Genomic DNA, 12282 nt, shown 5'->3' on the forward strand with positions numbered 1-12282 from the left:
CCTACAGGCTCTGCGCGATCTTGCGGAACATTTCTACGTTCTGTTCGTTCACGCCCTTGTCGCGGAACTTGCGGTCAGCGCCAGTGGTCATGATCAGCACGCCACGCGACTGGTCAAAGTAAAGGTATTGGCCGTAAACCCCGCGTCCAAGGAACTCGCCGTCATGTGCCCCCACTGGAATCCACCACTGATAGCCGTATCCGATTTTGCCCGGCGCGGTCGGCGCCGATGCGGCGGTGGAGTCGGCAATCCAGTCTGCAGGCACAACCTGTTGCCCGCCATATTCGCCATTCTGTAGGATCATTTGACCAAAGCGCGCAAAGTCGCGCGTGGTGAAGTTCAACCCACCCAGTACAAATGCCACCCCGGCCCCGTCAGTGATGTAATACCCATCCCGTTCCAGCCCCAGAGGTGTCAGGATTTTCTCACTCAACAGTTCGGAAACTGAACGTCCGGTGGCACCCCGGATCACCATGCCGATGACATGGGTGTCGATCGACACATACTGCCAGGTGTCGCCCGGAGGCGCGAAGCTATCCTTGAGCGAGGCTGCGAAATCGTCAAGCTCTCCGCCCAGGGCGACGACGCGCCCCATCCTGTTGATGTCCGAATCAAAATCCAGATAATCCTCGTCAAAGACCACCCCGCTGGCCATGTTCAGCACATTGCGGATCGTAGCCTGCTCATAGGCGCTGCCCTCGAGCTTGGGCGCATATTTGACAACCTTGTCGTCCAGCGAGGCAATCTTGCCTTCGGCGACAAGAACGCCAAAAAGCGCCGACAGGTAACTTTTGGCGATCGACCAAGAGATGCGTCGGTCGTCTGGGCCGGTACCCAGGAAATACCGTTCATAGCGGATCTGACCGTTTTGCATCACCAGCAAAGAGGTCACAGCACGCTCTTCGATCCACTGTTCGGCACCTGTGGGCAACTCGTATTCTGGGCCATACCCAATTTCGGATGTGGGGCCATTCCCTCGCGGCAAGGTGGTCGTCAAAAACGCCGCGTCCATGTTCGAGAAGTTGTTGACGATTTTCTCCTCTGAAAACAGAGAGTTTACGGCCATTAGGCGCATGATCTCTTCGCGCTTCCAGACACCTACAACAACCACCGCAAGGATCAACGCAATTAAAACGCGACCCAGCCATTTTCCGAATGTGCGCATGTTCGAAACCTCCCCGATTTGGTGTCATCCTGCGGGCGAGTTCAATTAAGCGCAACGGGAACGTGGCGGAAAGGCGGGCAGGTCAAAGACGTTGATTTTGGGTGCGCTCCCGCCCGTCGTTGACGCCCCTTGCGGGACATCTCCTCCCGTTGGGCGACGCAGGTGCGGGCAAGGCCCGCACCTGCGTCGCCCGCGGCGGGCCCTAGCGAAAGGGTTCGCAGGGTCTTTCTGGGTCGAGCGTCGTCAATTCCAACGGGATCAGTTGAACCGATCCAAAAGCTTTTGGATCGGAGAACGGGCCCCTTTCGCAGGCTCGGTTTCAGCGTTCTTGGGCTTCGCTGCCGTTTCAACTTTGGGGGCGGGTGATTTCGATGAACGCGGTGGCGCTGTGCGCAGGGCCACGGCATTCATAAATCTACCGCTGTCTCCGTCAGCCAAATGTGGGGCCCCGTCAGACACGCCCCGCAGCACATTGTCCAACCAGTCTTCATCCGCTTTGGCGAAATCATGCAGGACATAGCCCGCGACCAGCTCTTTGCGACCGGGATGGCCGATGCCCAATCGCACCCGGTCATAGGTAGCACCGATGTGTTCATGGATTGACCGCAGCCCATTGTGGCCCGCATGCCCGCCGCCTGCCTTGGCGCGCACTTTGCCGGGCGCCAGATCCAACTCGTCATGCAGTACAGTCACATCGGTGCTGTCGAGCTTGTAAAACCGCATCGCCTCACCCACGGATTGCCCCGAGCGGTTCATGAAGGTCTCGGGTTTCAGTAGCAGCACCTTTTCGCCTCCCAATCGACCCTCGGCAATCTGGCCCTGAAACTTGCTCTTCCACGGTCCAAACCCGTGATCGCGTGCAATTTCGTCCAATGCCATAAAACCGATGTTGTGTCGGTTGCGGGCATATTTGCCGCCCGGATTTCCCAATCCGACAAAAAGTTTCATGGCGCGCCTCGCAGGTCTGTCACGGTTGCGGCGTCTAAATGCACTGAAACCACTGAAAAGGCCAGCGTGGGAGGTCCAGAAATATCAACCGTGTTTTCTGACTTGGCTTTCGGTGCGTACATATTCGAAGAGCTCCCGCGCCCGAGCGATCCCGACTGCGTCGGTACCGCTAGCGGTCTTGGGCCGGGCACTGCGCTTTGCGCAGTGCCCGGCCCAACGGGAGGAGGTGTTTCGTCAGAAACATCGACGACGGGCGGGAGTGTTCCGGGACACTCAAACACCTCTGGCCCGAAATTTCACCCTTCCGGCGTGTACCAGATGGGTGAGGTATAGGCGCGCTCGGTTGTGACCATGGGCACCGTCTCATCCATCTGCACCTCAAATCGCTTTGCCTCATAGGCAGTCCAGCGAGGGGTGGGAATCTCGATCACACGAACGTAGTAGAACGCGCGTAAAGTGGGGTCGAAATCGGGGTCCTGCCAGTAGGTGATCAGTTCGGGCGCACCGATTGTGTTGGTCCAGGTCGCATTGGCCACATCAACCGTATTTCCCACTGACGGCAACTTACCATCCGCACCAGGTGCACGATCTCCGCTCCAGGCCACGTCATAGACCTTTTCACCCCGAGTGCCATCCTCGTTCAGCCAACCCTTGATCACCTGCACCCGGTCCAGATTTCCGCTGAATGGGTCCTTGAGCGCCGCGATCAGGAAATTCGGCCCTTCGTCACCGTTTCGTGCGGGCAAATCGGCGCCCATCGGCACACCCTTGGCATAGCCCAGATCGGCCGGCAGGCGGGACAGGGCGTCAGCCTCGGTAAAGTCCCAACCGCCAAAGAACCGAACCATGATCCGCGAGCCGGTGGTGCCATAAACCTCACGCCGTTCCAGCGCGTCAAAAATGGCGGCTCGGGTGTTTTCGGTCGCCCAAACGGCCGCATATCCGCCTGAGGCCTGCTGCCAACCATAGATCGAAAATTCCGGATCCGGTGCTTCGATCACCAGATGCTCCCAGCGGTTTGGTTCGGGTTCAACCCCTGAATGCTTGCCAAAGAAGTTGTCTTCCTCAACTGCCGCCATGCCGGTATGCGCATCTGTCGAACCGATTTGACCCACCTTGTAAGGGTTGATGCCCAACTGTGACTCCAGAAGCAGCCCGGTCTTGTAGGCTTCGCGCGAATATTCGTACTGCAACATATCTTCGGTTTTGGCCTCGGTCCCGTTGAGGTTCGAGGCATCCCAGGTGTCGAAGTCCGCAAACTCGTCGCCCGGGCTCAGAAACGGATGCGCCTCGCTGTCGCCCTTAATCTGGGTGGTCTCGATCACTGGTTCGAACCGTGCGCGAAGGCGGGCGTTTTCTTCTGTGAGCGGGGTTTCGTCAAAGTTTGACACCGAAAACAGTCGGCCGTTTGAAAGGTTGCCATTGTGCGGGATGGCCAGAACGTCACCGCCGGTGCGCTCCTCATAGGCTGCCAGATGTCGCCATAGATCCTCGGGGTTTTTGCTGTCGAACTGCGAAAATGGCACCACCGCATTGGCCATGCTGGCATCGTCCCGAAAGATCACGTTTCGGTGGATGTTATCGCCACCTTCCGATGTCCATTCATACCCGATCAAAGACGTGAAGCGGCCCGGATCGTTGAACTGGTCCGCCAGCGCCGTGTAGGTCTGCCAGGCCTTCTTGGTGGCTTTTGGGTTGTCGATCGGGGGGGTGTCTGTGGACAATGAGGCAACGATTTCCATCGCTGTGTTAAAGATCCTGTCAGGGTCACCCGAAACCAGCTCATCATACCAGGCTTTGCCCTGCGGGTTTGACAGGATTTCTGGATCGCCGCTGAGCAACTGCGGCATCAATCCGTACATCTCTGCGTGATCTGACACCACAAGCCAATCCAGTGGCCGCCCCAGCTTTGCTTGCAACCCGTGTGTGGTGGTAATTTCCTCACCTCGCGCAAACCGAAAGGCATCTTCCTGACCGACGGTTGTCATGGTGCCCGCATCAACCGACACTTCGGTGTGCAGATGGGTGTCGCCCCACAAAAGCTGCGTTGGAAAGGTTCGCCCCGCATGTGGCGAAAAATGATCCGTTACGAACTTTTGGGACACATCGTCCTTGTCCGGCAGTAGGTCTTGAACCTGTGCGATTCCAGTAGAGCTCATCGCAATCAACGCCGCAACAGACGCGCCACAGGCGCGATTCAAAGTGCTTGTCATAATTTCTCTCCCAATTCGGCAACCAAGGGCGCCGCTAGATTCATTTAAATATTCGAATCATAGAAAGTGTAGCGGTCAGCCTGTGGCTGTTCAAAGTGGAGACTTCAAAACGAAAACACCCCCTGACCATCGGTCAGGGGGTGTCAAACTTAGCCTTGCCCAACATTGGGGCAATCGGCGCAGATTTTATTCTTCTGCGGCGACTTCGACTTCGGCCTCTTCGCCTTCACCTTCGCCATCTTCGTCATCCGACGATGCCAGACCCGTCGGAGCCGAGATGTTGGCAATCACGAAATCACGGTCGATGATCGGCTTGGAACCGCTCGGCAGGTCAACCGACGAGATGGTTGCCACATCACCAATGGCCATGCCGCTCAGATCAACCGTGATCTTCTCGGGGATCTCGCCTGCGGTAACCATCAGTTCAACTTCGGGACGCACAACGGTCAGAACACCACCGCGCTTGATGCCGGGCGCTTCTTCTTCGTTGATGAACTCAACCGGAACAAACAGGTTGATGCGGGTCGTACGACGCAGGCGCATCAGGTCAAAGTGTGTCGGCAGGTCTTTGACGACGTCACGCTGAACATCGCGACAGATGACACGAACGTCTTCTGCGCCTTCGATTTTCAGGTTGAACAGGGTCGACTTAAAGCGGCCTGCTTTCAGTTTCTTCAACAGAACGTTGAACGGGATCTGGATCGCCATCGGATCAACGTCACCGCCAAAAACAACACCCGGAACCATGCCAGCGCGACGCGCTGCGCGAGCGGCGCCCTTGCCTGTCCCCGCACGTTCTTGGCACTCAAGATCAGGAATCTGACCAGCCATATGAATTCTCCATAGATTAGGGCGGGAATCCTCCAAGGCTGTATCCCCGCGTGAAGCCGCGCTCATAGACTAGTTTTGGCTGGTTGGAAAGGGCTGAATCAGGGTCTCGCCGGGCTGAGCCCCCTCAGAGCGTCACAATATCATGTCTGCCGTGGCTTTTGGATGATCTGTGATCTGTTCATAACCCTCTTCAGTGATGATGAAACTGTCGCCCACTTGTGCGCGGAACGTGTCTGTTGTGACCGAGCCGTCCACTGCAAACACCATGCCAGGCTGTAAGACCGTGGTATCCCCGGTCACCAGTTGCGGATGTTCCAGATAACTGAACCCCGTCGCACGACCACAGCGGAACGGGTATTCAAACCCCGCCCCTTGGATCACATCCGCATAAGCCGCATGCACGCTTTCGGCTGTCACACCTGGCCCCAAAGCGCGCAGCGCTGCGGCTTGGCTTTCGACTGCAATTTCATAGACACGCTCCTGCGTCGGATCACCGATCTCGCCGATCCAAAAGGTCCGATCAAAGCCCAGCTTGAAGCGGTGAAAATTGGTCATCCCGCAAAAGCACAGAAACACAGGTTCCCCCCGCCGCATGATCCGGGTCGAGGCACGGTGATGCGTCTTGGTGATCTCTTTGCCGGACGCCATGATCTGCAGGAAATGCGTGTTGGGCGACATGTCTGTATCATCATAGTGCGCCTCGAGCAGCTCGGCCGCTTTGCGGGTTCCGGCCTGCGACGTGGCAATCGCCACTTCGAACTCGGGCACCCCATCGCCAATGGCCGCGCGACCCGCAGCCATCATCGCGCCCGCAACCTGTCCGGCATGGCGTGCCAGTTGCAGCTCTTGCGCCGACTTGATCATGCGCATGTTGGCAAGCAGGGGCGAGACTGATGTGATACGCTCGATCGACACCAATTCATCGACATAAGCGCGCACCAAGGGTGGCATATGATCCGGCTCGATGCCGACCCGGCCAGCGCTGCCAAGCGCACCCGGCAACTCGGCCCGCCACTCGGCACCCATCCCGTCGTTCCAGGCCGCAATCCGGTCCACATGTGCCGCCGCCTTCGCCGCATTCAGGTCGATGGTCGGGGTGATTAGCAGACTGTCGCCGTTTCTTGACACCACCAGGATCGTAGGCCGCCCAAATTCCATATGCAGATAGTCGTAGTATCCGGTCAGGTAATAGACATTGTCATCATCCGTCACTAACGCCACGTCGATTCCTGTTTCGGTCAGACGCTCGCAAAAGCTGTTCATACTGTGTGCATATTGGCTCATCTTGTTCGCTCTCTCCCCGGCTGCGTGGTCATGGGTGAATGTGGTCAGCTTATCGCATCGGGGCGGTTGCGGGCGTTCATTCGCGACACGTGAAAGGCCGGGTATCAAACACAAACCCGCTGCTTCCGGGATCAGGAAGTTGAAAAAATGGCGTCGGACCGACGGAAATGCAAAGGACGTGCGTTTTAATCTACAATCAGACTGACAACAATCGATGATGGGAATGGCACTATGCTGAACGGTTTCACGGCTATGTCTTCGCAGCTGGCGAGACGGGGTGCGGTGGCTTGTACACTGGGTCTCACGCAGGTTCTGTTCGCGCCACCCTTGGCATCAGAAAGCGTTTCCGCTGACCAGACCTGCTTGCGCAAGTCACTGGCCGATCTGGGGTTCAAGGATCTGATATCGGCCGAAGAACGCCTCGCTCTCGAGGCGAAAGGTCTGCCCAAAGCGGTCTACACCTGCTTCTTTACCGATCCCGACATGAACGAAGCGGATCACTGCGGGTTTACGGATGAATCCTCTTCCGGGCCCTATTTCGTTGCCAACACCCCCGTTGCACTTGATGGAAACATCAACCCCACGAACGAGCCCGGCGATCCGATGCAACTGACCATCCGGGTGTTTGATGGCGAAACAGGGAAACCCATTTCAGGCGCCAAGATCGAATCTTATACCGTCGATGCGAAAGGTGAATATTATCCCTATGCGCCGGGGTTTGCCGAAGATTTTGATGACATTCGCATGCGCGCAACCCTATTGGCCAACTCGGACGGCGCTGCGGTCGCTCATTCGATTGTTCCGGCTCCCTATGAAAACCGGCGGCGGCACATACACTATTATTTTTCCGCCCCGGGCTATCTGCCCTTTTTCACGCAGAGCTATTGGGCCGGTGATCCGGCCACTTCTGGTGATCCGGTTGACCGGAACACGGAACCGTGCCGAACTATAGAATTTGCCGACATCGATGGTGTTTCAACGGGCACATTCGATGTGTATATGCGCCCGGACGCCGGGGTGAACTAGGGACTTAACTCCAGCGTCCGCCGAACCCCTCTGGCACCAGCAGATTGTCGCGGTTCAAACCCGCAACTGACCGCTCGCCGCACAGCGCCATGGTGGTGTCCAGCTCCTTGTGGATGATCTCTAGCGCAGAGGTGACGCCAGCCTGTCCCATCGCCCCCAGACCATAGACAAAGGCGCGCCCGATATAGGTGCCCTTGGCCCCCATCGCCATCGCCTTGAGCACGTCCTGACCCGAGCGGATGCCGCTATCCAGATGCACTTCGACGTCATCGCCCACCGCATCCAAAATTTCGGGCAGCATGCGGATCGAGCTCAGCGCACCGTCCAACTGACGCCCACCGTGGTTCGACACAACAATGGCATCGGCCCCAACCTTGGCGGCCATCTTGGCGTCCTCGGCGTCCAAAATGCCCTTCAGGATCACCTTGCCGCCCCACTCATTCATCAGCTTTTCGATCTTGCCCCAGTCAAGGCTGGGATCGAATTGCTCAGCCGTCCATGCACCAAGCGAAGAGGCGTCCGAGATTCCGTCAACATGGCCCACGATATTGCCAAACTCGCGCCGATGCGCGCGGGCCATCCCGGCCAGCCAACCCCATTTCGTGGCCAGGTTCAATAGGGTCGAGGGTGTCAACTTTGGCGGAGCCGACAGCCCGTTTTTCAGGTCCTTGTGCCGCTGACCCAGGATCTGCAGATCCAGCGTGATCACCAAGGCCGAGCATTTTGCATTTTTGGCCCGCTGGATCAACCGGCTGACATAATCGGTGTCCTTCATGGTGTAGAGCTGAAACCAGAACGGCTTGGTGGTGTAGCTGGCCACATCCTCGATCGAGTTGATCGACATGGTCGACAGCGTAAACGGCACACCGAAATCTTCGGCGGCCTTTGCGGCCTTCATCTCGCCATCGGCATGTTGCATTCCAGTCAGACCCACAGGGGCCAGCGCCACTGGCATGGCGACATCCTCGCCGATCATCTGGGTCGCGGTGCTGCGCCCGGTCATGTCCACAGCCACGCGCTGGCGCAGACGGATCTGGTCAAAATCGGATGTGTTCTCGCGGAAGGTCTGCTCGGTCCAGCTGCCGCTTTCGGCATAGTCATAAAACATCCGTGGGACGCGGCGCTGATACAGACGCTTGAGGTCATCGATGTTGGTAATCACGGGCATGACAGATTCCGATCCAGAATTGGTTAGAACTTTTTACCAATTATGGATTTGTTGCGCAAGTGGCCTGAATCCTAAGGTTCACAACGCAATACGGCGCAGGAGAGAGCTCCCGCGCCGTGCGAAAAAAGGCTTGAAATCCGTAAGTTAGGCGGCGTGCGCCCCGTCTGACAGCGACTTCACAAACTCCAGCACTTCGCCAACCGGTTTGCCCGCGCCGATCTGGCTGACGATGGCCGACCCCACAACAGCCCCGTCCGAGATGCTGGCGATGGCTTGCGATTTCGCGGGCGTGTTAATGCCGAAACCTACGATGACCGGCAGGTCGGTGGCCGACTTGATGCGGGCCACTTCGGGGCCAACATCGGTGGCTTCGGCCTCGGCCGCACCCGTGATGCCGGTGATCGAGACATAATAGACGAAACCGGACGTGTTCTGCAAAACGCGCGGCAGGCGATTGTCGTCGGTGGTCGGTGTTGCCAAGCGGATAAAGTTCAGACCGGCGTTCTGCGCCGGAATACACAGCTCGTCGTCCTCTTCGGGCGGTAGGTCGACAACGATCAACCCATCAATGCCGGCAGCCTTGGCTTGGCTCAAAAAGGTGTCCACTCCACGGCTGTAGATCGGGTTGTAATATCCCATCAATACGATTGGGGTGGTGTCGTCGTCCTTGCGGAATTCAGTCGCCAGCTCCAGCGTGCGATCCAGCGTCATGCCCGCCTCAAGCGCGCGCTGACCGGCCAGCTGAATGGTCGGGCCATCCGCCATCGGATCGGTAAACGGCAGGCCCAGCTCGATCACATCCACACCGGCACCCGGCAGACCCTTGACCAGCTCCAAAGAGCTGTCGAAATCGGGGTCGCCCGCCATGACATAAGAAACAAAGGCTTTCTTGCCTTGGGCTTTGAGCGCGGCGAATTTGGCGTCGATCCGAGTCATTTTGATCCCCTGAGAGCTGTTCCTGCCCGGTTTGGCCGAACATGGCCGGGAAATCAATGCCTGCTGAGGGTTGGGTCATCAATCCGGGACATCGGTTGCCGGAAAGAACTTCAACCCTTGGGTCTTGATCTTGGCCTCATCAATGGCGCATTTCAGGCGGTCCGAGAAAAAGATACGTCTCTTGTACTTGGGATCCCCCCACATATCGGCGCCGTTGACTGCGGTCGCCCGCAATGCGGGGACGTCTTCGCCACGAATATCTCGTTTCCAGAGCGTATCGGGGTGTTGCGGCGTGTCCGCATGTGGCCCAATCGGTTTGACGTGTTCTGAGGCTTCGGGAACAAAGGCCGATTTCTTCTCGGTCACGTGCAACACGTAATGCGGCGGATACCGGCTGGGGTCCTTCTTCTTCTCGCTCTTGTAGATCGGAACTTCGATCAACTGGCTTGTCCCAAGATCAAATTGCGCCATCACGTCTCTGAGCCTGGGCGAGACAATCATCAGCCCGTTGTGGATACGGAACGCGTCAGCGGTGTTTTCACGGATCTTTAGGCCCTTGTTAAAAAACAGGAACGTCGACCATCGGCTTTGGTCAATCGGCCGCATGCCAACGCTAGCATCAATGAACTCAATTTGTTGCTTGAGGAGAATGGCTGCATCTATCTCGGGCGGGTAGTCGATTTGAAAATCAAGATTTTGAATTGAGTCTGTTTCACTCATGAAGCGCGTGAACCAGATTTTCGGCAGGGCGGGATCGGGGGCGTTTGGCGCGGTCATCTAAATCTCTTGCTGCAAAATGCATGTGCACAAAAGACAGCCCAGTGGCGAAAATCAAGCTAACTGAGTGCTTTTAGGTTGAATGTGCTTCAATAGAACTCGTTTGTGACCCTGGCTGGCCAAAGGCCGCACCTGCAGACCAATCAAAAGGACAGGTGATAGCGCAGCAGCACCGCGTTGACGCCGGGATTGAACGACGAAACCGAGGCATTGGATTTATGCGTGATGGCCAGTGACAGGGCGTCGCCGCCGTCAAACCGATAGCCAAGGCCCAACAGGCTGCGCACCTCGAACTTGCTGCCCAGGTCGTTGGCGTTGTCCGCCTCAATGAACACGCCCGGCAAAACGCTGGCCTCGATGAACCAATCCTTGTTCAGCTTGTATTCTGCCGCGATCCCGACGCCCAGATGAACGTCGCCATTGGCATGAATTGACGCGGCCCCGGCAAAGGCGGCGCTGAACCGTTCGCGTTGGTGAAACGGCGTGTGCTGATATTCGATGGACGCCAGCGCTTGATCGGATGAGCCCGAGAATTCAAAGTCGGCATAGCCAAGCCCCAGGATCAGCGATTGCGCGTGCAGCGGAGAGGTGAGTGTCAGGGCCAGAACAAAGGTTGAAGGGGTCAGTTTCATTGCGGTATTCCAGTCAGGTGTTGATGGAACTCATGTGTTTACCGATCGGTACAGTTGCAATGCGCATCCCTTCACATTCCCGTCTCATCAACGTGATCTGAATATGACGGCGGGTGACTTGTGCGACCGCGTGGCTTGCCTATTTGGACAGGCCCGCCTAGAAGCCCCATTTGAATGACAGCAGGAGTCGGTCATGGGCTTTAAAATGGGTATCGTGGGTCTGCCGAATGTGGGCAAGTCGACCCTGTTCAACGCGCTGACCAAAACAGCAGCAGCGCAGGCGGCAAACTTTCCGTTCTGCACCATTGAACCCAACGTGGGCGAAGTGGGCGTGCCTGACGCGCGTCTGGACAAGCTGGCCGCGATTGCAAGCTCGAAACAGATCATCCCGACCCGCATGACGTTCGTCGACATCGCCGGTCTGGTCAAAGGTGCCTCCAAGGGCGAAGGCCTGGGCAACCAGTTCCTGGCCAACATCCGCGAAACCGACGCGATCGCCCATGTGCTGCGCTGCTTTGAAGACGGCGACGTGACCCACGTGGACGGTCGCGTTGACCCTGTAGCCGATGCCGAAACGATTGAGACCGAACTGATGCTCGCCGATCTGGAAAGCATCGAAAAGCGCCGTGCCAACCTGGTGCGCAAGCTCAAGGGCAACGACAAAGAAGCACAGCAGCAAGATCGTCTGCTGGCCGAGGCTCAGGCAATGCTTGAAGATGGCAAACCGGCCCGTCTGGTCGAGGTCGACGCCGAGGATGCCAAGGCCTGGAAACTGCTGCAACTGCTCAGCACCAAGCCTGTGCTCTATGTCTGCAACGTCGGCGAATCCGAGGCGGCAGAGGGCAATGCACATTCCGCGAAGGTGGCGGAAATGGCCGCGGCACAGGGCAACAGCCACGTCATCATCTCGGCCCAGATCGAAGAAGAGATCAGCCAGTTAGAGGATGATGAAGCTGAGATGTTCCTGTCGGAAATGGGATTGGAAGAAGCCGGCCTCGATCGTCTGATCAAGGCGGGCTACGAGTTGCTGCATCTTGAAACCTATTTCACCGTCGGCCCGAAAGAGGCACGCGCCTGGACCATTCGTCAGGGCACCGCAGCACCGCAGGCCGCTGGCGTAATCCACGGGGATTTTGAAAAGGGTTTCATCCGCGCCGAGACCATTGCGTATGATGACTACATCGCCAGTAATGGTGAAAGTGGCGCTAAGGATGCAGGCAAGATGCGGGCCGAAGGGAAAAGCTACATCGTCAAAGATGGCGATGTGATGCACTTCTTGTTCAACACCTGATCGGGCCTGTT

General features: G+C 57.4%; 11 protein-coding genes. 2 read left to right on the forward strand and 9 right to left on the reverse strand.

From position 1 onward, the window contains the following. Position 1 precedes the first annotated feature (1 nt). The 5 genes from G6R15_RS03160 to G6R15_RS03180 form a co-directional block, all read right to left on the reverse strand. A complete protein-coding gene (locus G6R15_RS03160; protein ID WP_164658333.1) occupies positions 2-1165 on the reverse strand; it encodes a serine hydrolase in 1164 nt (387 codons plus the stop codon). Between the two features lie 258 nt (positions 1166-1423). Further along, complete coding sequence (gene pth / locus G6R15_RS03165) at positions 1424-2113, reverse strand: aminoacyl-tRNA hydrolase (RefSeq protein WP_164658334.1); 690 nt, start codon at positions 2111-2113, stop codon at positions 1424-1426. A 296-nt stretch (positions 2114-2409) separates the two neighbouring features. Further along, the gene (locus tag G6R15_RS03170) at positions 2410-4326 is read right to left on the reverse strand and encodes a DUF3604 domain-containing protein (protein WP_164658335.1); all 1917 of its coding nucleotides are present in this window, start codon (positions 4324-4326) and stop codon (positions 2410-2412) included. A 186-nt stretch (positions 4327-4512) separates the two neighbouring features. After that, entirely contained in the window at positions 4513-5157 is a 645-nt protein-coding gene (locus G6R15_RS03175; protein WP_164658336.1) for a 50S ribosomal protein L25/general stress protein Ctc, read from the reverse strand. Positions 5158-5289: 132 nt separating this feature from the next. Continuing rightward, positions 5290-6441 carry a Xaa-Pro peptidase family protein gene (locus G6R15_RS03180; protein WP_240336649.1) on the reverse strand — a complete coding sequence of 384 codons (1152 nt, stop codon included), beginning with the start codon at positions 6439-6441 and terminating at the stop codon, positions 5290-5292. Positions 6442-6672: 231 nt separating this feature from the next. Here G6R15_RS03180 and G6R15_RS03185 point away from each other — a divergent pair, with 231 nt between their 5' ends. Next, positions 6673-7467: a hypothetical protein gene (locus tag G6R15_RS03185; protein ID WP_164658337.1), complete on the forward strand. Its 795-nt coding sequence runs from the start codon at positions 6673-6675 to the stop codon at positions 7465-7467. A gap of 4 nt (positions 7468-7471) precedes the next feature. Here G6R15_RS03185 and G6R15_RS03190 read toward each other — a convergent pair whose 3' ends face one another. The 4 genes from G6R15_RS03190 to G6R15_RS03205 form a co-directional block, all read right to left on the reverse strand. Further along, the gene (locus tag G6R15_RS03190; protein ID WP_164658338.1) at positions 7472-8635 is read right to left on the reverse strand and encodes an alpha-hydroxy acid oxidase; all 1164 of its coding nucleotides are present in this window, start codon (positions 8633-8635) and stop codon (positions 7472-7474) included. A gap of 144 nt (positions 8636-8779) precedes the next feature. After that, positions 8780-9571, reverse strand: coding sequence for a tryptophan synthase subunit alpha (gene trpA, locus G6R15_RS03195; protein ID WP_164658339.1), 792 nt, complete (start codon positions 9569-9571; stop codon positions 8780-8782). Between the two features lie 78 nt (positions 9572-9649). Next, a complete protein-coding gene (locus tag G6R15_RS03200) occupies positions 9650-10348 on the reverse strand; it encodes an imm11 family protein (protein ID WP_164658340.1) in 699 nt (232 codons plus the stop codon). 143 nt (positions 10349-10491) lie between these two features. Further along, a complete protein-coding gene (locus tag G6R15_RS03205) occupies positions 10492-10980 on the reverse strand; it encodes an acyloxyacyl hydrolase (protein ID WP_164658341.1) in 489 nt (162 codons plus the stop codon). A gap of 193 nt (positions 10981-11173) precedes the next feature. On the opposite strand from G6R15_RS03205, the gene ychF reads away from it, so the two are divergent. Next, positions 11174-12271: a redox-regulated ATPase YchF gene (gene ychF, locus G6R15_RS03210; RefSeq protein WP_164658342.1), complete on the forward strand. Its 1098-nt coding sequence runs from the start codon at positions 11174-11176 to the stop codon at positions 12269-12271. The last annotated feature ends 11 nt before the right edge of the window (positions 12272-12282 follow it).

Origin of the sequence: Tropicibacter sp. Alg240-R139 (genome assembly GCF_900537075.1) — a bacterium.
Taxonomy (GTDB): Bacteria; Pseudomonadota; Alphaproteobacteria; order Rhodobacterales; family Rhodobacteraceae; genus Falsiruegeria.